The 22784-nt window shown below is 31.9% G+C and carries 21 protein-coding genes; 9 read left to right on the top strand and 12 right to left on the bottom strand.

The genetic code is table 11. From position 1 onward, the window contains the following. The first annotated feature begins 451 nt into the window (after positions 1 to 451). Positions 452 to 1468 (top strand): TQO small subunit DoxA domain-containing protein, encoded by a 1017-nt coding sequence (locus Q0663_RS05240; protein WP_299007503.1) that lies wholly within the window; start codon positions 452 to 454, stop codon positions 1466 to 1468. Between the two features lie 60 nt (positions 1469 to 1528). Here Q0663_RS05240 and Q0663_RS05235 read toward each other — a convergent pair whose 3' ends face one another. The 3 genes from Q0663_RS05235 to Q0663_RS05225 form a co-directional block, all read right to left on the bottom strand. After that, positions 1529 to 1753 (bottom strand): hypothetical protein, encoded by a 225-nt coding sequence (locus Q0663_RS05235; protein WP_299007500.1) that lies wholly within the window; start codon positions 1751 to 1753, stop codon positions 1529 to 1531. Further along, positions 1740 to 3128 (bottom strand): MATE family efflux transporter, encoded by a 1389-nt coding sequence (locus Q0663_RS05230; protein ID WP_299007497.1) that lies wholly within the window; start codon positions 3126 to 3128, stop codon positions 1740 to 1742. The genes Q0663_RS05235 and Q0663_RS05230 overlap by 14 nt, the downstream gene beginning before the upstream one ends. 124 nt (positions 3129 to 3252) lie before the next feature. Continuing rightward, positions 3253 to 3816: a fasciclin domain-containing protein gene (locus Q0663_RS05225; protein ID WP_299007495.1), complete on the bottom strand. Its 564-nt coding sequence runs from the start codon at positions 3814 to 3816 to the stop codon at positions 3253 to 3255. Positions 3817 to 3976: 160 nt separating this feature from the next. Here Q0663_RS05225 and tpx point away from each other — a divergent pair, with 160 nt between their 5' ends. The 7 genes from tpx to Q0663_RS05190 all read left to right on the top strand — a co-directional run bounded on the left by tpx (position 3977) and on the right by Q0663_RS05190 (position 11375). Further along, a complete protein-coding gene (gene tpx / locus Q0663_RS05220; protein WP_299007493.1) occupies positions 3977 to 4474 on the top strand; it encodes a thiol peroxidase in 498 nt (165 codons plus the stop codon). Positions 4475 to 4480: 6 nt separating this feature from the next. Next, positions 4481 to 4861 (top strand): diacylglycerol kinase family protein, encoded by a 381-nt coding sequence (locus tag Q0663_RS05215; RefSeq protein WP_299007491.1) that lies wholly within the window; start codon positions 4481 to 4483, stop codon positions 4859 to 4861. A 27-nt stretch (positions 4862 to 4888) separates the two neighbouring features. Next, positions 4889 to 7357 carry a DNA translocase FtsK gene (locus Q0663_RS05210; RefSeq protein ID WP_299007489.1) on the top strand — a complete coding sequence of 823 codons (2469 nt, stop codon included), beginning with the start codon at positions 4889 to 4891 and terminating at the stop codon, positions 7355 to 7357. 39 nt (positions 7358 to 7396) lie between these two features. After that, positions 7397 to 8050 carry an outer membrane lipoprotein carrier protein LolA gene (locus tag Q0663_RS05205; RefSeq protein ID WP_299007486.1) on the top strand — a complete coding sequence of 218 codons (654 nt, stop codon included), beginning with the start codon at positions 7397 to 7399 and terminating at the stop codon, positions 8048 to 8050. Between the two features lie 93 nt (positions 8051 to 8143). After that, entirely contained in the window at positions 8144 to 9595 is a 1452-nt protein-coding gene (locus Q0663_RS05200) for an LptF/LptG family permease (protein ID WP_299007483.1), read from the top strand. Continuing rightward, entirely contained in the window at positions 9595 to 10737 is a 1143-nt protein-coding gene (gene ribB / locus Q0663_RS05195; protein WP_274635257.1) for a 3,4-dihydroxy-2-butanone-4-phosphate synthase, read from the top strand. Before Q0663_RS05200 ends, ribB begins: the two co-directional genes overlap by 1 nt. 164 nt (positions 10738 to 10901) lie before the next feature. Next, positions 10902 to 11375, top strand: coding sequence for a hypothetical protein (locus tag Q0663_RS05190; RefSeq protein WP_299007479.1), 474 nt, complete (start codon positions 10902 to 10904; stop codon positions 11373 to 11375). A 61-nt stretch (positions 11376 to 11436) separates the two neighbouring features. Here the strand turns inward: Q0663_RS05190 and Q0663_RS05185 are convergent, their stop codons facing one another. Genes Q0663_RS05185 through Q0663_RS05175 form a run of 3 tightly spaced genes read right to left on the bottom strand, consistent with a single transcriptional unit; the run spans position 11437 to position 13405 of the window. Further along, entirely contained in the window at positions 11437 to 11790 is a 354-nt protein-coding gene (locus Q0663_RS05185) for a hypothetical protein (RefSeq protein WP_299007476.1), read from the bottom strand. A 6-nt stretch (positions 11791 to 11796) separates the two neighbouring features. Beyond that, on the bottom strand, positions 11797 to 12105 hold the full coding sequence (locus tag Q0663_RS05180; RefSeq protein ID WP_299002738.1) for a hypothetical protein: 309 nt from the start codon (positions 12103 to 12105) through the stop codon (positions 11797 to 11799). Further along, positions 12092 to 13405, bottom strand: coding sequence for an NAD(P)/FAD-dependent oxidoreductase (locus Q0663_RS05175; RefSeq protein WP_299007473.1), 1314 nt, complete (start codon positions 13403 to 13405; stop codon positions 12092 to 12094). The genes Q0663_RS05180 and Q0663_RS05175 overlap by 14 nt, the downstream gene beginning before the upstream one ends. Before the next feature lie 149 nt (positions 13406 to 13554). Here Q0663_RS05175 and Q0663_RS05170 point away from each other — a divergent pair, with 149 nt between their 5' ends. Beyond that, entirely contained in the window at positions 13555 to 13962 is a 408-nt protein-coding gene (locus Q0663_RS05170) for a hypothetical protein (protein ID WP_299007471.1), read from the top strand. Here Q0663_RS05170 and Q0663_RS05165 read toward each other — a convergent pair. The 6 genes from Q0663_RS05165 to Q0663_RS05140 form a co-directional block, all read right to left on the bottom strand. After that, positions 13957 to 14484, bottom strand: a complete 528-nt coding sequence (locus Q0663_RS05165; RefSeq protein WP_299007468.1) for a hypothetical protein — start codon at positions 14482 to 14484, stop codon at positions 13957 to 13959. The genes Q0663_RS05170 and Q0663_RS05165 overlap by 6 nt on opposite strands. After that, complete coding sequence (locus Q0663_RS05160; RefSeq protein ID WP_274635140.1) at positions 14485 to 14907, bottom strand: secondary thiamine-phosphate synthase enzyme YjbQ; 423 nt, start codon at positions 14905 to 14907, stop codon at positions 14485 to 14487. A gap of 9 nt (positions 14908 to 14916) precedes the next feature. Continuing rightward, the gene (locus Q0663_RS05155; RefSeq protein ID WP_299007466.1) at positions 14917 to 15666 is read right to left on the bottom strand and encodes a LytTR family DNA-binding domain-containing protein; all 750 of its coding nucleotides are present in this window, start codon (positions 15664 to 15666) and stop codon (positions 14917 to 14919) included. A 2-nt stretch (positions 15667 to 15668) separates the two neighbouring features. Beyond that, positions 15669 to 18584: a histidine kinase gene (locus Q0663_RS05150; RefSeq protein WP_299007463.1), complete on the bottom strand. Its 2916-nt coding sequence runs from the start codon at positions 18582 to 18584 to the stop codon at positions 15669 to 15671. A 258-nt stretch (positions 18585 to 18842) separates the two neighbouring features. After that, entirely contained in the window at positions 18843 to 20153 is a 1311-nt protein-coding gene (locus tag Q0663_RS05145; protein ID WP_299007460.1) for a hypothetical protein, read from the bottom strand. A gap of 88 nt (positions 20154 to 20241) precedes the next feature. Beyond that, positions 20242 to 22404: a choice-of-anchor D domain-containing protein gene (locus Q0663_RS05140; RefSeq protein ID WP_299007458.1), complete on the bottom strand. Its 2163-nt coding sequence runs from the start codon at positions 22402 to 22404 to the stop codon at positions 20242 to 20244. Positions 22405 to 22784: the final 380 nt, after the last annotated feature.

Genomic DNA, 22784 nt, shown 5'->3' with positions numbered 1-22784 from the left:
TTGATTTTTTTATTGCTATTTTCACCTTGTAAAGTTAGAAACTACGTACAAGCAGAACTAAATATTCCCCAAACAGAGGTTTCAAACAAAAGCCAAACAACTCACAACCAACTAAGTTGTTATGATACTGAAACTACAGATGCTTCTCTAATACAAGTAGCTGCTTCTACCAAAATTTCACCATTTTTTCCAACTAGAGCTTTTAACTTCTCTCTTTACTTTATTGAAAGCTTTCCTAATAAAATTACTACTAATTATCAAAAAAAGGGATTTATAACCTCTTCTATCCCTCTTTATATTTTATTCAAAAATTTCAAGGTTTACCTTTAAGCCTTCCCTCCTTTCAACTTTCTAAAATAAAATTCAATCTACATAACACTAACTTATGTAGTTCATCGGCTGTGCTTAAAACTTTAAAATAGCATCAGTCTTCATATCAAAATAAAATATTATGATTAACAACAATATAAAAAACGACTCAGGACTTTTAGTTCTGGCAATACGATTGGTTATTGGATGGACTTACTTCTCCGCTTTTTGGAGAAGAACAATTTTAGCTAACAAACTCGATCCTGAATTAGCAGGGTATATCGGAGAAAAATTCAACCATTTTCTTCCTAATGCATTAGGAATAAAACCCCTTATCCAATACTTAGTTGAAAATCCTGATATTCTTTGGCTAAACATGGTAATATTTACCATTATTGAAGGAATTGTAGGATTCTTTATCATCTTTGGTTTATTCACCAGAATAATGAGTATTGGTGTATTCGGTCTTGCTATGGGAATTCTTTTGGGTTCTGGTTGGATTGGAACAACCTGCCTTGACGAATGGCAAATTGGTGTACTTGGAATCGCAACAGGATATGTACTGTTTTTAACAGGAAGCAGTAAGTACTCGCTAGATAACTACTTTATGAAGAACAATTTTTCCTTCACTAATAAAAAATGGTTTGCATGGTTAGGATCAGGAATTTTACCGATTAAAAACAACATTTTCCCAAGATTTGTTTTAGTAGGATCGTTAGCCATTTTAGGAATGACGTTATTTACCAATCAAGTATTTCATGGTGGGGTTTGGGGAACGCTTCATAACAAATCGGTTAAACCTAAATTAGAAATAACAGAAGGTAAAATTAACAACGATACGCTTTCTTTTGACGTTTTTAGAACAGAAGGTGTTGATGCATACGGGTCGTGGGTTATTGCTATTGAAGTATTGGATCAAAATAATAAATCTATTGTTCAGTACACTCAAAAAGAGTTAGCTTCGTTAGCTGATCAAAACATATCAAACTATTATGTTGCTAAAATTAAACCTGGTAAACATAGCTTAGTTGTTCCTTTAGGAGCCAAAGCAAAAATGACTTTTAGTAATCAATTTTTTTCACAGGTTCCTAACGGAACATATACTGTAAAAATAACAGATATTAGCGGTGCTTTTTGGACACATGAAATAACTAAATAAACAAAAACGCCATAGTGTTTGGTTAATCACTATGGCGTTTTCTATTATTCTTAATAAAGTTTATTCTAATCCTTCCATTTCAGCATCATAAAATAATCCTGCAGCTTCAATTAACCCTTCTAACTCATTAGCTAAGTCTTGTTCATTTTCGTTAGACAAGTCTTCAAACCACTCTATTTCATCATCTTTTAAATTGATTAAAAAACGTGGATACTCAGTATGTAACACAAAAATATCTTCTGGATGATTGCTATTATCTGCTAATAAAAATTTAGGTAAGTTCATTATGTTTTGTTTTAATCAATTGTAAAGTTAATTTATTAAATCGTATAAAAAGTAAAATTGAAGCGGTTGTTAATCCTGCCAATAGTCCAAGCCAAATTCCGAAACTACCATACATTTCTTTTGAACCGAAATAAAAGCTGATTGGAAAACCAACTACCCAATACGATATAAATGTAATTAATGTCGGCATTTTAACGTCTTGTAAACCACGTAAAGCTCCTAACACCATTACTTGTATACTATCACTAATTTGAAAAATAGCTGCTGCAATTAATAAATTAGCTGCAATACTCATCACCTCCATATTATCTACATAATTTTCAGCATCGCTTAAATCAACATATAAATTTGGCAATGATTTATGAAAAACAAAGAAGAAAGTAGCAAATACAACCGCTAATATAGTTCCTAAAAAAAAGATTGAAAATGCTATTCTTCGTAGTTCTTTATAGTTTTTTAGTCCTTTTTGATTTCCTACTCTAATCATAGAAGCAACGCTTAACCCTGTTGCTACCATAAATGTCATAGAAGATAAGTTCAATGCTATCTGATTTGCTGCTTGAGGATTCTTTCCTAGCAATCCACTTAACCAAACAGCTGCAGTAAAAATAGCTACCTCAAAAAACATTTGCATAGCACTTGGTGTACCTAAACTAATAATTTTTCGAAGCATTAACGTGTCTAAAACAAAGAACTTAATGTTGGTTACTAAACGTTTTGAACGTTCTTTTTTACTCAACAGCCACCATAAATAAGTTACCATCACAAATCTTGACAGCAAAGTTCCATAGGCAGCACCTACAATTCCTAACTCTGGAAAACCAAACTTCCCGTATATTAATAAATAGTTCAATAATACATTTAACACATTGGCTATTAATGTAGCATACATAGGATAACGTGTCATTGACATTCCATCACTAAATTGTTTAAATGCCTGAAAAACAATCATCGGAATTAATGAAAAAGCTACTAAGTCTAAATATGGTATTGCCAACTCAACTACCTCTATAGGCTGTTTCATTAAATACATTAAAGGTTTAGAAAAGAATACTGCTAAAAACAGAATGATTCCCATCATAGTACACAAAAAGAGTCCGTGTTTAAAAGCTGATTTAGCCTGATCAAAATTGTTGGAAGAATCAGCTTCAGCAATTAAAGGTGTTATCGCAGTAGAAAAACCAATACCTAACGACATGGCAATAAACATAAAACTGTTCCCTAATGAAACCGCTGCTAATTCAGCTGTCCCAAGTTGTCCCACCATAATATTATCTATAAAACTTACAAATGTATGTCCTAGCATTCCTAACATTACAGGCGCTGCAAGTTTCAAGTTATATTTAAACTCCGAAGTATATTGTTGTAAATTCAATTTGGTATTCTTTTCGGCTTGCAAAAATACAACTGTTATCTAAAATAATGTAGGGTTATAACAAAATAAAAACCGCTTAAAAGCGGTTTTTATGATATCAAATAATTACACTTTATCCTCGTACTTACGATTTAGGTAATAAAACACTATTAATTACATGAATTACTCCATTAGATTGGTTTACATCTGTAATCGTAACTTTTGCCTTTCCCCCATTCGCATCAGATATGTAAACATTTTTCCCTTTCATCCATGCAGTTATCTTTTCCCCACTAGCTGTTTCTAAAGAAACTTTACCTCCTTCATCTTTTATTAGCTTTGCTAATTCGTTTGCACTCCATTTACCAGCAACGACATGATATTTTAAAATCGTTTGTAATTTCATTTTGTTTTCTGGTTTTAATAATGATTCAACTACTCCTTCTGGAAGCTTATCAAAAGCCTTATTTACAGGAGCAAAAACTGTAAAAGGTCCTTTACTTGATAAAACGCCTACCAGATCTGCGGCTTTTACAGCAGCTACCAGTGTAGTATGGTCTTTAGAGTTCACTGCATTTTGTACAATGTTTTTTGATGGATACATTTCTGCTCCTCCGACCATTTTTGTTTTTTCTTGTGCTGTAATACTTTGATTAGCAAATAAAGCAATTACTAAAACAGTTACTTTAAAAAAGTTTAAGATTTTCATAAATAATGGTTTTTAAATTAATATTCTTTCTATTTAACCATACCTACGAAAAGGAGCGCTTCTTGGTTTTAAAAAAATTAAATTAATTATGAATAACCTAGAATTTTACTCTTAGTTATTTAATTATTCTTACTTTTGATTTTCCTAAAACACATACAAAATGGCTTCAATAACTCTAAAAGGTAACACAATAGAAACAATAGGTAACTTACCTAAAACTGGAACTAAGGCAATTGATTTTTCACTAGTTGCAACTGATTTATCTGTTAAAAATTTAGGTGACTTTAACGGTTCTAAATTAATTTTAAATATTTTCCCTAGCGTCGACACAGGTACTTGTGCAACATCTGTAAGAGAGTTTAATAAAAAGGCTGCTAACTTAGAAAACACCAAAGTTTTATGTATTTCTAGAGATTTACCTTTTGCTCAAGGTCGTTTTTGTGGTGCTGAAGGCATTGAAAACGTAATTATGTTATCTGATTTTGCCGCTGGTCAATTTGGTAAAGATTATGGTTTAGAAATTACTACAGGTCCTTTAGCTGGTTTACATTCTCGTTCTATCATTATCATTGACGAAAATGGTAATGTAACTTATACAGAACAGGTAAACGAAACTGTTGATGAACCTAATTACGAAGCCGCTTTAAAAGCATTGTAATTATCTATGAAAAAACCTAATGACGGCTTTTTAAAAGGACGCCTTCGTAGTATTAAATTTGCTGTAAAAGGAATGTGGTTATTAATAACTACAGAAGATAGTATAAAAGTTCAACTTACATTTGCTTTAATTGCTACTATCATGGGGTTTTATTTTCATATTTCTTCTACAGAATGGATGATCCAGTGCTTGGTTATTGGGCTTGTTTTAGTTGCAGAAGCTTTAAATACTACTATTGAGGAAGTAGCTGATTTTATACACCCCGATTATCATAAAAAAATAGGTTTTATTAAAGATATTGCTGCTGGTGCTCCTACCTTTGCTGCTATTACTTCATTAATTATTGCGGGTATAATTTACCTTCCTAAAATAATAGCTATATTGTAGCGTTCAATTTATTTCTAACAAAAATACATGGCAAAAAAAAAGACAACTGTTCAAAAAAAACAACCTAGAATATCTATTTTTAAAAGAATAAATTCCTTTTTTTCCAATAGACAAAACCAAACTATTCTTGGTTTTTTCCTATTACTATTTTCTATCTTTTTAACTGTTGCTTTTATCTCTTTTTTCTTTTCGTGGCAAGAAGATCAAAGTACCTTAACCCAGTTTGCAGACAGAACTGTTCAAACTAAAAATCTACTAGGAAAAATTGGTGCTAAATTAAGCAACTTTTTTGTCTACAAAGGTTTTGGTTTAGGGGCATTTCTTATTCCTATAACCTTATTTTTAACAGGAGCTCGTATATTACTTCAAACCAATTTAAAACGTATTATTACCTCTTGGAACTGGGGTGTTTTAATCATGCTTTGGATTTCTACCTCTCTGGGATTTGTTGAAAAAGAAAACTCCTTATTATCTGGAGTTATCGGTTTTGAATTGAATGAATATTTACAAACATTTTTAGGTAAAACTGGTTTATCTATTTTATTATTATTCTTTTTAGTTGCTTATTTAATCATTCGTTTTAGCATTACACCTGAAGCGATTAGCGAAAAAGTAAGAAATCAAAAAGAGAAGAATAAAACTATTTTCAATAACAAAACTACCACAACTCAAGATGATACTACAACTATAGAAGATTCAACAATTATTGAAGAGACTACTTCTGAAATTAAAAAACCTAAAACAGATAACAAATCAGGCTTCGAATTGTCTGTAGAAAATTTACAACCTACTATTTCTAACTATTCTGATGTAAACAATACAGTAGAGAAAGAAGATACTGGAGAAGTTCCTTTAGACATTCACCAAACAAAAGAACCAACTCTCAAAGTTTCAGAAGAAAGTAAAAATGAAGTTGAAGTTGCTATTGAAAAAATTGCAGAAGAAAAAAGTGTTACCGAAAATTTATCGGATCAATTAATAAAAGATTTTGGTGAATTTGATCCTACGCTAGAACTAGGGAACTTTAAGTTTCCAACCTTCAACTTACTTAAAGAATATAACGAAAGTATTTCTGTTGATCCTACTGAATTAGAGGCCAATAAAAACCAAATTGTAGAAACCTTAAAAAACTACAAAATTGGTATTGCTCAAATTAAAGCTACGGTTGGACCAACAATTACTTTATATGAAATTGTACCAGAAGCAGGAGTACGTATTTCAAAAATTAAAAATTTAGAAGACGATATTGCCCTATCACTTTCTGCTTTAGGAATTCGTATCGTTGCACCAATTCCAGGAAAAGGAACTATTGGTATTGAAGTTCCTAATAAAAAGGCAACCATCGTTTCTATGCATTCGGTAATTGCCTCTAAGAAATTCCAAGAATCACCAATGCAACTTCCTATTGCTTTAGGAAAAACGATTTCTAACGAAACCTTTATTGTCGATTTAGCTAAAATGCCTCACTTACTAATGGCAGGTGCTACAGGACAAGGTAAATCGGTTGGATTGAACGCTATTTTAACATCTCTTTTATATAAAAAACATCCTGCGGAAGTAAAGTTTGTCTTAGTCGACCCTAAAAAAGTAGAATTAACATTATTCAACAAAATAGAGCGTCATTATTTAGCGAAACTACCTGATGAATCTGAAGCTATTATTACCGATACTACAAAGGTTGTAAACACCTTAAATTCATTATGTATTGAAATGGATAACCGTTACGACTTACTTAAAAACGCAATGGTTCGTAACATTAAAGAGTACAATGTTAAGTTCAAGGCTCGTAAGTTAAACCCAGAAAATGGTCATCGCTTTTTACCTTATATTGTACTAGTAATCGATGAATTTGCTGATTTAATTATGACAGCAGGCAAAGAAGTAGAAACTCCTATTGCTCGCTTAGCACAATTAGCACGTGCAATTGGTATTCACTTAATTGTAGCTACGCAGCGCCCGTCGGTAAACGTAATTACGGGTATTATTAAAGCGAACTTCCCTTCTAGAATTGCCTTCAGAGTAACTTCAAAAATTGATTCCAGAACAATTTTAGATGCCCCTGGAGCAGACCAATTAATTGGTCGTGGAGATTTATTATATTCTGGAGGAAATGATATTACTCGAATTCAATGTGCTTTTGTAGACACTCCTGAAGTAGAAAAAATCACTGATTTTATTGGCTCTCAACGCGCTTATCCTGAAGCTTATTTATTACCAGAGTATGTTGGTGAAGATGGTGGCACAAATCTTGATATTGATATTGCAGACAGGGACAAATTGTTCAAAGAAGCTGCCGAAATAATTGTAACTGCACAACAAGGTTCGGCATCGTTATTGCAACGTAAATTAAAACTAGGATACAACCGTGCTGGTAGATTGATAGACCAGCTAGAAGCAGCAGGTATTGTTGGTCCTTTTGAAGGTAGTAAAGCACGACAAGTACTTGTACCAGATTTAATTGCTTTAGAGCAGTTATTAGAAAACGAAAAGAATTAATAATTATAAACTATTCCGAAAGTGGAAATTAGACAGACGATGAAAAAAATAGGATTATTATTTATTGGATTATGTATTAGCGTAAGTGCTATGGGACAATCGAAATCTTCTGAAGCAAAAAAGTTGCTTGATGAAGTATCTTCTAAAATGGGGGCTTATAAGAATATGGTGATAGGTTTTAATTCATCACTAGTAAATAAAGCTGCGGGTATTACCAACGACCCTCCAATTAGAGGAGAAATAACCTTATCTGGCGAAAAGTATAACTTAGACTACTTAGGTAACACGTTTATTTTTGATGGAAAAAAATTAGTTGTTATCAATCAAGATGAAAAAGAAGTTACCATTAGCAACGGTAACCTTGAAGAAGAAGACGGATTTATCTACCCTTCTAAATTATTAACTTTTTACAAAGAAGGCTACAACTATACCATGGGAACTTTAAAAAATAGTAATGGGCGTCACGTTCAATACATTGACTTGACTCCTATTGATAGTAATTCTGATATTGTAAAAGTACAATTAGGAGTTGATGCTAAAACAAAACATATATACAAACTTACGCAAATAGGTGCTAATGGTGCTGAAACTACGTTTACAATTACCAAGTTTAAAAGCAACCAACCTATTTCAGAAAAGCTTTTCTCTTTTGATAGAACTAAATACGCTAAACAAGGCTACTACATAGACTAAAAAAATCACACAAAGTTTTGTTACCGATTTGCTTATAAAATCATTAACAAAACTTTTGTGTTTATATGCCACTAACCTACTACCTTTGCGTCTGTGAAAACATTAGACAGATATATATTAAAAAGTTTTTTAATACCCTTTTTGGCCACCTTCTTTATCATCTTATTTGTACTGGTAATGCAAGCGTTGTGGTTAGTTTTTGACAATCTTGCTGGTAAAGGTATAAGTGTCGAAATAGTCTTAAAATTTTTGTGGTATACCACACTCATTGTAACTCCGCAAGCCTTACCCATTGGAGTACTCCTTTCTTCGATTATGACACTAGGTAGTTTGTCTGAAAACTACGAATTTGCTGCAGCAAAATCTGCTGGTGTTTCCTTACAACGAATGGTCCGTCCGATTGTTTTTCTCGCTATTTTTTTAAGCGGTATTAACTTCTTATTTCTCAATTACGTGTACCCTTATGCTATGCTAAAACAGCTAAACATGAAGGTGAATATTAAGAAAAAGCAACCTGCCATTGCACTAGTTGCAGGAGGTTTTAATACAGAGCTTCCCAACTTTCAAATAAAATTTAAAGAAAAATACGGAGAAGAAGACAACCTATTAAAAGAAGTAATGATTTACGATTTATCTTCTAAAAGAGGAAATAATAAAATTATTACAGCAAAAAAAGGTGAAATTCTTTCTGAAGAAGGAAGTCGTTACATGACCTTAGTTTTGTATGATGGCCATTTTTTTGAACACCATATAAAAAACGGAGCTTCTTTTAAAGAACGAGAAAAAATGCCTGCATCCTATGCCGATTTTGATGAATATACAATCAATATCGATATTTCTTCTTTTAGTGATGATGATCTTGAAGAAGAAAAGTACAAAACGCAGTACAACATGTTAAGTTTGGCTCAGTTAAAAGACACGTTACCAACGATGAAACAAAGTTATCACGACTATGTTGCCAGTAGAGCTAAAAACCTATTTTTAGGCGTTGATGTAGAAGACTTACACCAATATCCTGATTCGTTAATGAACAAAAAATTATCGTCAGATATCCTTGATAATTTTGATTTAAGAGAAAAACAAAATGTGCTTATCACAGCAACTTCAAAGTTAGAACGTACAATAAACAATAACAAAGATTACAAAGAAACCTTAAAAAACAGACGTAAATATTTAAACTTATACGACATTGAATTTTACAACAGGGTTGCTTTTTCACTCTCTTGTTTACTACTTTTCTTTATCGGGGCTCCGTTAGGTTCCATCATTAGAAAAGGTGGTATGGGCTTACCCATGATTTTAGCCATTGCTATTTATGTACTGTACTTTTTCTCCAATACCTTTGGTAGAAATTTAGCAGAAGAAAGCTCGCTAACAGCAATTGTCGGTTCTTGGCTAAGTGTATTTTTAATGCTACCTTTGGCGGTAACTTTAACACTTAGAGCAACTAAAGACAAAGGATTGTTCGATATTAACAGCTTTATGGCTCCAATACGAAACTCTTTTAAAAACATATTCTCTAAAAAAGAGAAAACAACAAAATAATGACAACACAAGCATCAACGAATATTCAATTAAACACAATTGAAGAAGCTATAGAAGATATCAAAAACGGTAAAGTTATTATCGTTGTTGATGATGAAGATCGTGAAAATGAAGGTGACTTTTTAGCCGCTGCTGAAAAAATTACTCCAGAAATGATCAACTTTATGGCAACCCATGGTCGTGGACTAATTTGTACGCCACTTACCGAAACTCGCTGTAAAGAATTAGAATTAGGTATGATGGTTAGCAACAATACCGACCCTATGGAAACTGCTTTTACCGTTTCTGTAGATTTACGCGGAAATGGAGTTACTACTGGTATCTCTGCTTCTGATAGAGCTAAAACTATCGAAGCCTTAATAAATCCTGATACAAAACCTTTCGATTTAGCTAGACCTGGACATATTTTCCCACTAAAAGCTAAAAACGGTGGTGTTTTACGTAGAACAGGACATACCGAAGCTGCTATCGATTTTGCTCGTTTAGCTGGCTTACAACCTGCTGGAGTTATCGTTGAAATTATGAATGAAGACGGTACTATGGCGCGCTTACCTCAACTATTAGAAGTTGCTAAAAAATTCGATTTGAAAATTGTTTCTATTGAAGATTTAGTAGCGTATCGAATGGAACACGATTCTTTAATTGAAAAGAAAGAAGACTTTAATATTCAAACTCGTTTTGGTGACTTCCGTTTACGCGCTTACCAACAAACGACTAACAACCAAGTTCATATTGCTTTAACCAGAGGTACTTGGAGTAAGAACGAACCTATTTTAACTCGTGTAAACTCTACTTTAGTTAACAACGATATTTTAGGTACACTTACCAACAATGCTGATAAAAAGTTAGACCAAATGTTTAAGGTTATTAATGATGAAGGTAGAGGTGCTATCTTATTCATTAACCAACAAATGCAAGCGTTAAACTTATTAAACAGACTTCGTGTGTTGAAAGAAAACCAAGCGAAAGGAGAAATGAAAGCTCCGAATGTGGTAATGGATAACAAAGATTTTGGTATTGGTGCTCAAATTTTACACGATTTACACATACATAAACTACGTTTAGTTTCTAACACTAAACAAACCAAACGTGTAGGTATGATTGGTTACGGATTAGAAATTGTTGATTACGTAAGCTACTAATCGCAAACAACATAAAATCAAAAAAATCCTGAGTTAATTAACTCGGGATTTTTTGTATATATTTGAGAAAACAATAAAATTGCTAAACTTCATTATATCCCATGCTATTGTCGGGATAAAAGAGCTAAAGTTTGACATATAACAAGTTTGTGTACCTTTTAGAAATGAACAAAACCTTTAAAAAAATATTAATAGGAGTCGGAATTATTGCAGGAATTGGAATCACTGGATATTTAGGACTAATAGGAGTAGTTTGGTATCAATTTAGTGTTGGTTGCGGAATGGATGATGGACCTTTCGAAGCGGTAACTATTAAACCAATTGAAATAACTAAAAATGCTAAAGAATTTCAATTAGCAAAAAATGGAAAATTAATATTGGAAAATCGGAATGATACACTTTCACCTACTCTCACTCTAATTGAAAATGGAAAAGTTAAATGGACATTGGACACTGATACTCGAAATACAAAAGGATACGAATCGACTGGAATATGGGAAATTAGTAATGTGATTATTACAAAAGATTCTGACCCAATTAAACTGAGATTTACAGGTCATTGGACATACGGAGCTGAAGCAGGTTCTATGGAAATTGATAGAGACAATGGTGACAACAAATTTTGTTTGAGTTGGTAGAAAAAAATGACACATCAACACCGTGTCTTATAAAAAGCACTAATTCTGTTTTTCAAAATATTTATTCCTTTTTCTGAAGAAAATAAAAAACTACACCACCCATAAAATATAAGAATACATCAATGAAATCAGCGGTGTATCTTGGATGAAACTTAGGTAGTAAATACTCAAAAATAACTCCGTAGAAAGCGCAGATATACATAATTACACCAAGAGGAATTGTATAACTTTTATCCCCTCTACTCCATCGTAAAATAAAAAGACAGATCGTTAATACAATCGGTAGTATTAAAAAATCATTTACATAATTATTAACGATTTTAGGTAGTATAATTTCAAATTGCTGAGCGAGATAAATAAAGCTTCCTACAGCAACTGAAATATAGAAGTAATATGGAAGTATCCTTTTTTGCATACGCTCCTATCCTGCTGCTACCATTGCTATAAACCATGCAATTAACGCTCCTATTGCACTTACCAATAAATACGCCGAGTATAAAACCCAACCAACAATACGATACAACCAAAACGAATGTTTTTTTAAGCGTTCTGCCAAGTTTGGGTTTTCTATTTCATACTTTACTTTTTGAAGCTCTTCTTCTTTATATGCTGCTACTTTTTGTTCTTGTTTCTTTTCAAAAGAAATTAACGTATTACAATTTTTACAGTAATCGCTATTCTTATTAAAAACTCCGCAGTTTGGACATTTAACGTTTCTAGTAATTGCCATTTTCTTGTTCTTTAAAGCTGTATTTATTTTTCTTTTTATACGGACGGATAATCAACCTTGTTTCACGATCAAAACGGATGTAATTATACACCCAATTCATAAACACAATTACTTTATTTCTAAATCCAATAAGTGAAAACAAGTGCACAAACATCCATACAAACCAAGCAAAAACTCCTTGGAATTTCCATTTAGGTAAATCAACAACTGCTTTGTTTCTTCCAATAGTTGCCATTGACCCTTTGTCTTTGTACTTAAAAGGTATTTGCTTTTTCTTCTTTAACTTGGCTATGATGTTTTTCCCCAACAACCTTCCTTGTTGAATTGCAGGTTGTGCCATCATAGGGTGTCCTCTTTCATACTCTTTGGTTTCCATACACGCTACATCTCCAATAGCGTATATGTTATCATAACCGATTATTTTGTTGTATTCATCTACTTTAAATCGATTGGCTCTTTCAACTACACATTCTTCGACTAAACCATTAACAGCAGCTCCTTTTACTCCTGCTGCCCAAATAACGGTTTGAGCTTTAAAATGATCTTCTCCGTTTGTAGTAACAGTTTCTCCGTCATAATCGAGTACACGAAGGTCTTTCCATACATCTACTCCTAACTTTATTAAAAAATCTTCTGATTTTTCTGAAGAAGCTTTACTCATCCCTTTTAATAACTCTCCTGAACTTTGAATGAGATTAATTTTCATTTCTCGAATATCCAAATCAGGGTAATCTTTAGGAAGAATTCCTTTTTTCATTTCCGCTAATGCTCCTGCTAACTCTACTCCGGTTGGTCCTCCTCCTACAATAACAAAGTTCATTAACGCTCTTCGTTTTTCTAAATCGGTAACCAATAATGCCTCTTCAAAGTTTTCTAAAACCAAACTACGAATATTCAATGCCTGCGGAACCGATTTCATTTCCATCGCATATTTTTGAATATTGGTATTTCCGAAGAAATTTGTAGTAGATCCTGTGGCAAGAATTAACTCGTCATACTCCAAATTACCAATCGTAGTTTCTACAATTCGTTTCTCTGCATTTATACCCGTAACTTTAGCTAACCGAAAATAAAAATTTTCTATATCGTTAAACCTTTTTCTTAGAGGAAACGCTATACTATCAGGCTCCAATCCTCCTGTGGCTACTTGATATAGTAAAGGTTGAAATGTATGGTAATTGTGTTTATCGATTAAAACAACTTGTAATTCTTGATTTTCTAATGCTCTTGCAGCTGCCAATCCTGCGAATCCACCTCCTACAATAATAACTCGAGGAAAACTCGTTTGAGGTATGTTCATTATTAATTAGGGTTTTATATGTAATTAGCAAATTTAACTAAAAGAGAAAGGAGTTTCTTAAAAATTATTTTTTAGTTTTACATTTCATCCCTTAAATTCATTAACCCAATAAAACAACTACTATGCTTAATTTCTTCAAGAAAAAAAAGGTGAAAAATTTAGTTATTGAATGCGATACGGATGTTATTCATGTAAACAATAAACCCCTAACTTTTCCTACAAATTACAGTACTTTAATTCAAGTATTGGGTAAGCCTAGTAGAGAATTAAAAAAGAGTAACGAGTACATGATTTGGGATAAACACGGTATTTTTTGTGGTTATACGGATAAGGATAATATCCTATCTATAAATATTTATCAGAACAAGAAGGATAGAAGTGAGTACAACACAAAAAAGCAATTTAAAGGAAAGCTTATTTTAAATAATGAGGAAATTACCAACAACGAGTTTGGTAAAATTCCATTAGGTAAAGTTGCTATTCACAGACTAGGTAGAGAAAGTGACACGCGCTTTGGCTTTAGTCTTGGTGTTAATAGAGATTACAAAGATTTATAACTCCAACTTTAGTTGTTGTAGTGTTTTGTTTGTTGTTATGAGTTTTTCGATGATTATTTTTCTTAAAACATCTATATCTTCTTCATAGTATCGTGCCCACTTGTACTCTTTAAATAAGGTTTGAATTTGTTTTAAACGTTGATGTGCAAATTCTGAGGTCATTAAGAATTCTTTACACTCTTCGTCAGTTCGTATTCTTTTGATATTTGCTTTACGCTCTTGATAGTCTACCTCTATATAAAACACTTTATCTTTACTGTTCAGCGGATAAAAGTCTGACCAATTTGCATAGCCTACATAATATTTCTGATTTTTATAATGGTCTATTCCCTGAATTTTCCATCTGCAATTTGCAACCCTACCCCAGTGGTTTGAGTAACGAAAAACACCTTCTTCAGTGTAATAGTAATAGCTCCCCGATTTACTTTGAAAATGAGCTTTCATATCATCAAAAAAATTGATGTTTTGCATTTCAAACTCACAATAGGTACTTCTGTAAAAGTTAAATTTATGATACTTCATTTAATTTCCAAAAGCTGTTAGTACTACTTTCCTTCTACCACCATAATTTCTGTGCTCTCCTAAATACACTCCTTGCCAAGTTCCTAAATTAAGTTTTCCATTGGTGATCGGAATCTGTACCTGACATCCTAACATCGAACTTTTAATATGTGCAGGCATATCATCTGCTCCTTCATAATCATGCTTGTAGTATGGCATATTTTCAGGAATCATTTTGTTGATATGCGACTCAAAGTCCATTCGAACAGTCGGGTCAGCATTTTCGTTAATCGTTAAACTTGCTGATGTGTGTTTTATAAATACCTGAAACTGTCCTACCTTAATATTTTTAAGCTCTGGAAATGCTTCTAATAAAATATCTGTAATTAAATGATAACCTCTGTTAAATGCTGGTAATTGAATTTCTTTTTGATAAAATTGCATACCGCAAATCTAAAACACTTCTTTTATAATCTTTAAAAATTCTTGCTTTTTTGTTTTAGAAATAGGTATTGTTGTTTGATTTTGCATCAACAAAAAATCTCCATCTTTTTTTATAAACTTCTCTAAATAATGGAGGTTAATTAAGAAAGACCTGTGGCACCTGAAAAATAAGTTATTGCTTTGAAGTTGATTTTCGAAATATGATAACGGTTTACTAATAAGCTGCTTTTCTTTATTTGCCAGATGTACCTTTGTATACATACCATCTGCTTCTAAATACAAGATATCTTCATGAGATACAAAAATGATTTCTCCAGGAACTTCTAAAGCTATTTTATGTGACGATAAGGATTGAATTGCTTTTTTTAGCTCCGAAAATTGCGCTGAAACCTTTTTCTGCTCTATATTTACTTTAGCCTTATTTATAGCTACTCGTAATTCTTCTCTATCAATAGGTTTTACCAAATAATCTATTGCCGATAACTTTAATGCATCTAGCGCATATTGTTGATAGGCTGTTGTAAAAATTAATTGAAATTCGATAGGCTCAGAAATAAAGTCTAAAATTTCTAACCCTGAATATTCTGGCATTTCAATATCTAGAAAAACAATATCAGGAGCATGCTGATTTATTTCTTTTACTCCATTCAACAAGTTGTCAGCTGTATTAATACTTTTTATTTCAGGGAAGAATTCTGTAAGCATCGTTTCCATTACGCTACGTGCTTTTGCCTCATCATCAATTATTAACGCTTTCATTTTTAAATTCTTTTTATTTTTAGTGTTACTACCGTTCCTGTAGCCTTATTATTTTCATCAACTTTATCTGTAAACTCTACTGAAATATCAAATAACTTTTCTTTCTTATATAGTGAAACTCGCTCTTGAGTTGCGTTCACAGCAAAAGATTTATGTCCTTGTCTTTTCTTATTGATTTCTAATGATTTTTCCCTTCCAATACCATCATCCTCTATAGTTACAATTAACAAATTATTAGTCTTATTTTTAATTGTTATCCATAAATTCCCTTGTTCCTTTTTATGAACAAGTCCATGTTTTATGGCATTTTCTACAAACGGTTGTAAAAATAACGGTGGAACTTCAAATTGATCTTTATTTAAATTCTTATCTACTAAGAAATGAACTTTAAATTTATTCTCAAATCGTAATTGTTCTAATGCTATATAAGTTTCTAGCGAATTGAGTTCTTCTTTTAGCGATATTACATTAACCCTACTATGATTTAAATACATTCTAATCAAACGGGAAAATTTGACCAGATAATCACTCGCTAAATATTTCTCGTTCTTCATTACATAATCTTGAATTGCTCCTAAAGAATTAAAAATAAAATGAGGATTCATTTGTGAGCGTAAGTTCTCTAATCGTAACTTACTTATTCTACTAGCTAAAATCACTTTTTCTAACTCTCGCTCTCCTTCTTTCTCTTTCCACTGTAACTTAATTCGGTAATACATTACTATCACTAAAACTGATGTGAAAAATACAGCAGCTATGAACCACCAATTCTCCCAAAAAGGTTTTTGAACAATAATTTTAACGCCTTTACTTTCTTCCCCAATACTTCCATCTAAACTTTTGGTTCTAAGTAAAAACTCATATTTTCCAGATGGAATTCCAATATACCTAACAACATCATCATTCAGTTCTGATGTTTGCCATTCGGTATTGAAACCCAAGAGTTTATATTGAAAAACATTTTTACTACTAGCTTTAAATCCGTTTGCATTAAAATTAAATGTAATATCATTGGTTTTATAAGGTAGCTCATACTTTGTTTTTATTTCTTGCTCTTCACCTCCAATTTTAACATTGCTTATATAGGCCAATGGGGCTGTTTTAGGTTGCATTAGATCTGGAATAGATATATCTACTCTACATAAAAAATTATTTCCAGGCACCCATAAATAATCGTTTTGAACAACCGGATGTTTGAACTTTATAGCACTTTTATCAGTTAAATTGATTGTTTTTATCGATTTTTTATCTGTATCATATCGCTGTATCCCTTTTTCAGTAACAATCCACAGAAAATTATCTTTTCCTAAAATTCCTTTTATTTGAGATTGCAACAACCCCGTTGAATACGTAATGCTGTCGGTAACTTTTCCAGCTTCTAACCCTAAGATTTTATCTTTTGTGGTTGCCCATATTTTACCATTAGAAGTTTGAGTGTATTCAGAAAAAATAATAGGCTTGTTTTGATAACTTACGGGAATGGTTTGTAGTTTCTTATTATAAACTACCGTTCCGTCAATATAAGTTACGTAAATGAGTTTATTTTTAGAATCGTAATGAGTACCAATAGGTCTTTTACTATCTAAAACTATATGCTCTTTATTTTTTGACAAATGGGTGTAAATAATAGCATGTCGGTACGATAAATACACCAGCGAATCCTTACTTATTTGAGCAAAACCTTTAGCTGTTGTAAATTGACTCCCAACATTCGTCATTTTTTTACTCTTTAAATCATAAATATAGCTACTCGTTCCGTTAGTACTTATATATGCCCTATCGAGTATTTCATCATATTTGATTCTATTTACCGGTCGCTGGTTCGGTAAATTCGAAATTGTATAATTGTTATTTTGTGTATTATAATCTATTAAATTACCATTTTGGGTACCTAGTAACAAACGATTTTCTGCTACAACTTCTATTGAGATAATATCTTCTTTTATCTCTAAAAAACTCTTCTTTGTTATTCCTAAACTTGGTACTACAAAAACACCATTCTGAAGTGTAGTTAACCAATAATTATTTTCATTATCTTTTAAAACATCCGTTATATGATAATCTTTAAAAATTTGTTCGGTATCATTAACTTTTGTTTTTTCTAAAGTTTTATAAATACCATTTGATGTTAACAACCAGTTTTTCTGAAACTTCTTTGTATTGTATACCTGAGCTTTTTGAAAATTATTCGGAAGTTTTATAAAACTAATTTCTCTTGTATGAATATTAATTGAAAACGCTTTTGATACATCACTATCAAGTTTAACAACAATCTCATCAAACCACTGAAACATCTGAAAATTCTCTTCATCTAAAGAAAATCTTTTTTTATCACATTTTACTTTTTTGAAAACTGGTATTCCCTCTTCTTCATAAACATGAGTAATCGTATTTGTTTCTTTTAAATTGTAATAAAAAAAACCGTTTTCAGATTTTGCTATTTTAGAAACCTCAGCATTTAAGTCTTTTTTTACTGATCCTGTTTTTTTATCTATCTGAAAACTCTTCCTCTGAGAAATAAAGAAAATATCATTTTTAAAAACCATTAAATGAGCAAAGGTTCCTTTTAACTCATTAGAAAAGTCTTTAAATAGCTGTAACTCTTTATTTACAACTTTATAAATATGTCCTGAAATTGTAGAACACCATATTTGCCCCTCATCATCAATTTGTAAATTGAAGATACTTTTAGTGGTAGCAATCGTATTTTTTACCTTAATAAATTTTTTACCATTGTAGTAAAACAATCCTTGTTCTGCACCAACCCAAACAAGATTATCTTTATCTTGAATAATATTAAAATTAGCCAGAGAAGCTAGACCATCATCCGATGTAAATTGCGTATAAAAAGGCTCTTGTGAAAAAACATTTTCAAAGAAAAGAAATACGAAAACAAGTATGTAAAAAGTTTTTTTCACAAATTTAATATCACTATAAAAAAGGTGGCTATGCAATAATACGCAAAACACCACCTTTATTCACAACTGTTCTTAGTTTAAAATTAATTAACTCCTATGATAGTCAATTTATAACCATTAAATGACTTTTCAATTATAACTCTTTTTAACCAAAAAAATTTACCTCTAAAAATTAATGGTATAAATAGGAATTTATGAACCGTATGAGTGTATCTTTTTTTACTCTTCTTTTTTTAACATGAAGTTTCATTGTTATTTTTAAGGCTTTGCGTCACACTTACAATATCCTCCGTAAGGTGCTCCTCCAGTTCGGCTAATTCCATTAAAATAAACTTCTCCGTATTTTCCCCCCCCTGTATAATCTCTTCGTAAAATAAATTGTTGTAACATACACTGCCCATCAGAGTTTTCCTGAACTACGGCTCCAACTACCCATTGATACAAAGGAACTCCTGTTACTTTATGCTTTACTGTTGACCACTTGTTTGAAGTAACATATTGCTTTAAGTTCTTCATACTTGTTTTACCGTAATAAGCATTTAACCCTTTGGTAGCAATTCCTATCAAACTACTGTTTAAACTACCTTTTGCTGGCATTGTTACACTATTTAACTTTGCTCCTAACCAATCTTTACGTAAGTTATCAAACTTAGCAAAAGTTGTTTGAGATGTTAATTCAGGATTTTTATAATACTTCTTAATTTTTTCTGGATTTTTAGCAGCAATCACAAACTGTTTTGGTTGAGCATTATTCATCCATTTATGGCCTTCATTATCATTTTTATGATATACTTCAGCCCCTATTAACAACACCCCTGGTTCTAATAAAAGCACATTAGCATTGGTCCACTCTGGTCCACCTCCCATTCCAAACTGAAACTGAATATTTCCTTTGTCTGCAGATTTTCTATATTGCTCTGGAACTACACCATAACGTTTTTGTTCTGGAGTGAAATAAGCGTTTAATTGATACGTTGTCGGATCATATTCAATAGAAAAGCCTTCGTAAATATCACCTGGATTGCTATCAAAATGACTTGAAGGATTTCTAACAAAGTATTGTGATAAATGGTAGTAACCAGACAGTTCCATCTTATCAGAAAAACCACCATCGTAAGCAGGCATTTTTTTAAATTTCGTTCTGTTTAATACATAAATTTGATTGTCTTTAAATTTATCATTTTCACTACTTTCTATAGGTGAAGGAATTTCATTCACTACTTTCCCTTTACTATTTTCTTTAGCTAACAAAGCCTCTTTTTCTGCTGCTTGCTTTTGTTGATATTCTTTATACTTTTTAAAATAAAAATCTTGCTTTTCTTTATCGTTGGGATACTTTTTAGCTAACTCTTTTTTAAACTCTTCATCTGAATACTCATTTGTATTAGACGTTGAATTAGTATCTGAACTTGTAGTTGATTTTTCTATTGATGAAGAAGCTTTCTCTTCTATTTTTTTTGTTACTTTTTGCTTAGCTTTTTTTAACATGTTACCAAACTGAGCATTGGCTGTTTGATGAAACAAAAAACTAGCGAAGAATAAACAAACTAATATTGTATATTTTTTCATTTCTATTACTGTTTTTATGTTATTAAAAGCTACCTGCTTTTACACAGGTAACTTTCTTTCTTGAATTACTATTTAAAGGGAATGTTTTTTATTGACATGCGACTGTGCTCCAAGAAGCTCCAGATGGCTTAGCCCATTGGTTTGCTTGCGTATTTGGTGGGTTTAAAGGATCAAAACCAGCATCATGTTGAATACACGTTAAGTCATCATTTCCATCTGCAACCATAAAACGGATATTTACATTATTACCATTTGCTACGTTTAAACTTGTTAAATTGTTACTTCTAACATCTAAAACATAAAGTTTTGAATTATTAGAAATATCTACACTTGTTAAATTGTTGTTGTAAACATATAAAGTTCTTAATTCTGGATACATAGAAACATCTAACGTACTAATTTGATTTTCCTCTAAGTATAAATGATTCATGCTATTCGTTGTTGGTAATAATAATGTTGAGATATTATTATCTCTACAATCTAGGATAGCTAAGCTTGAGTGATTAGATAAATCTATTGAGCTTATACTATTCTGGTCAATTAATATAGTTTCTAAAGCTGTATTAGCTGAAAGATCTAAAGCGGTTAAATTATTCTGTCTTAATACTAATCTTGTTATTGCTGTGTTTTGGCTTAAATCTATACTAGTTAAAGCGTTATTCATTGCATTAAATCGTGAAATATTTTCAAAAGCTTCTAAACCTGTTACATCTGAAATACTCAATCCATCTACTCTAATTTCACCCGTGAAAGCCTGAGCCTCTGAAACTTGAATTTCAGTATCTCCGTTCGTATTAATCGATGAATTTCCAACTAATGCCGCCTTAAAGTTAGCGTCTGGAATAGATACTACATTTCCTGTCGTAGCCTGTAATCCTTTTCCTTCAACAATAAGTCCATGGTTAGGTTTTGTAGGGTCATTATTTTCTACAAAAACTTGTGCGTATTTCTGCCCTTCTGATTGAGGTGTAAATCTAACAGTAACAGTATATGAGCCATTAGACACAATTGTTTGTGGAGCAGACACATTAATTAAGTTAAAATCACTTGCGTTAGCTCCGCTAATTCTAATATTACTTACCTCTAAATTTCCTTGACCATTATTCTGAATAGCAAAAGTTAAATCATTTCCAGAGTTTCCTACAGTAACATCACCAAAACCCAATCCTGTTTCACTAAAAGCAATTGCAGGTTGTGCTGGCGCTGTTCCTGTTCCATTCATTCCTAAAAACGTATAACCAATATCATAAGCATTATTATAAAGCCTAATAGATGCTGAAACATACCCTTCTGAACTTGGAATAAATTTAACTTCAAAAGTATATGTATCACCTGGAGCAATAGTTCTTATTAATGAACTTGTTCCTCCTATTACTGTAAAAGATGATGCGGTACTACTTCCAACAATATTTACATTAGTAATCTCTAAATCTGCATTTCCTGTATTAGAAACTGTAATAGTTTTAGATAATTCTTGACCTACTTCTACGTTACCAAAAGCAATTGGCGACTCGCTAAATGTCATTACTGGTTCTGCTACCGCAGTACCTTTACCATCTAACGTTATGATTTTTACACCTACGTTTGTTGTTATCTCTAAACTAGCCGTTTTATTCCCTTCTGTTGCTGGAGCAAACGTTACCGAAACCGTTTTTGTGCCTCCTACAGCTAACGTTTCTGCTGTTGCAGCCGCTGTAAATTCAGAAGCATCTGTTCCTTTTACCTCAAAAGCAGTAATTTCTAAGTCGGCATCTCCGCTATTTGTTATGGTGAATGTAGCATCATCTGTTTGGTTAATTTCTACATCTCCAAAAGATAAAGTTGTTACATTTAAGTCTACAGTTGGTAGTGGTTTTGGCTCTGCAACTCCTGTTACTGTTACTTCTTTTTTACCTATGTTAGTAGTAATTTCTAAAATAGCCTCTTTGTTTCCTTCTGTTAAAGGAGCAAAAGTAATTTCGAAGCTATAAGCCTCTCCTTTTCTAATTACTTTAGGCACTGCGCTTGTAGAAAAATCTGCTGCATCTGTTCCTTTTATAACAAACTCATCAATTTCTAAGTCTGCTTCTCCTTTATTTGTTACTTCAAATGAATAACTAGCAGACTGCTCTACCTCTACTGTTCCGAAGTCTTTTTCTATTTGATCAATAGAAAATACTGCTGGAATAATTTCTTCATCTTTATCACAACTTGTGATACTTGCAAGTACAAAAAGAATAGCACCTGCATACATGGTAATTTTTTTTCTCATGTGTGTCTTTTTTTCTAATTTTTATTTTTTGCACTTCTACATAAAAGTGCTTTTCCCTTATTTGAGTATAAAAATATAAACACAGTAACTAACACACTGAAAAACTTGCTGAAAGGGGTTTGTTCTTTTCTAAAACGTTTCTTTTTCTTTCTAAAAGCAATACAACGATTTTATTGAAAACAAAAAAGCTCGCCTATTGGCGAGCTTTTAAAAACTTATTTTACTTTAGATAAATTGAAAGTACCTTTCTTTAAACGTGTAATCGAAGTTTTAGATACACCGTATGCTTTCAGTAAATCGAATACAAATTCTTCTTTATTGAAGTTATCAACTAATTCAATTACCTTTTTTATATTTGGGATGAATTCATTGATACTTAT

It is taken from the genome of uncultured Tenacibaculum sp. (genome assembly GCF_947504135.1).
GTDB lineage: Bacteria > Bacteroidota > Bacteroidia > Flavobacteriales > Flavobacteriaceae > Polaribacter.
This window is presented reverse-complemented; position numbering and strand designations above follow the sequence as displayed.

Coding starts and splice junctions, on each gene's coding strand:
- Q0663_RS05240 (WP_299007503.1), top strand. CDS start 452: ATGATTAACAACAATATAAAAAACGACTCAGGACTTTTAGTTCTGGCA.
- Q0663_RS05235 (WP_299007500.1), bottom strand. CDS start 1,753: ATGAACTTACCTAAATTTTTATTAGCAGATAATAGCAATCATCCAGAA.
- Q0663_RS05225 (WP_299007495.1), bottom strand. CDS start 3,816: ATGAAAATCTTAAACTTTTTTAAAGTAACTGTTTTAGTAATTGCTTTA.
- tpx (WP_299007493.1), top strand. CDS start 3,977: ATGGCTTCAATAACTCTAAAAGGTAACACAATAGAAACAATAGGTAAC.
- Q0663_RS05215 (WP_299007491.1), top strand. CDS start 4,481: ATGAAAAAACCTAATGACGGCTTTTTAAAAGGACGCCTTCGTAGTATT.
- Q0663_RS05210 (WP_299007489.1), top strand. CDS start 4,889: ATGGCAAAAAAAAAGACAACTGTTCAAAAAAAACAACCTAGAATATCT.
- Q0663_RS05205 (WP_299007486.1), top strand. CDS start 7,397: ATGAAAAAAATAGGATTATTATTTATTGGATTATGTATTAGCGTAAGT.
- ribB (WP_274635257.1), top strand. CDS start 9,595: ATGACAACACAAGCATCAACGAATATTCAATTAAACACAATTGAAGAA.
- Q0663_RS05190 (WP_299007479.1), top strand. CDS start 10,902: ATGAACAAAACCTTTAAAAAAATATTAATAGGAGTCGGAATTATTGCA.
- Q0663_RS05185 (WP_299007476.1), bottom strand. CDS start 11,790: ATGCAAAAAAGGATACTTCCATATTACTTCTATATTTCAGTTGCTGTA.
- Q0663_RS05180 (WP_299002738.1), bottom strand. CDS start 12,105: ATGGCAATTACTAGAAACGTTAAATGTCCAAACTGCGGAGTTTTTAAT.
- Q0663_RS05175 (WP_299007473.1), bottom strand. CDS start 13,405: ATGAACATACCTCAAACGAGTTTTCCTCGAGTTATTATTGTAGGAGGT.
- Q0663_RS05165 (WP_299007468.1), bottom strand. CDS start 14,484: ATGAAGTATCATAAATTTAACTTTTACAGAAGTACCTATTGTGAGTTT.
- Q0663_RS05160 (WP_274635140.1), bottom strand. CDS start 14,907: ATGCAATTTTATCAAAAAGAAATTCAATTACCAGCATTTAACAGAGGT.
- Q0663_RS05155 (WP_299007466.1), bottom strand. CDS start 15,666: ATGAAAGCGTTAATAATTGATGATGAGGCAAAAGCACGTAGCGTAATG.
- Q0663_RS05145 (WP_299007460.1), bottom strand. CDS start 20,153: ATGAAAAAATATACAATATTAGTTTGTTTATTCTTCGCTAGTTTTTTG.
- Q0663_RS05140 (WP_299007458.1), bottom strand. CDS start 22,404: ATGAGAAAAAAAATTACCATGTATGCAGGTGCTATTCTTTTTGTACTT.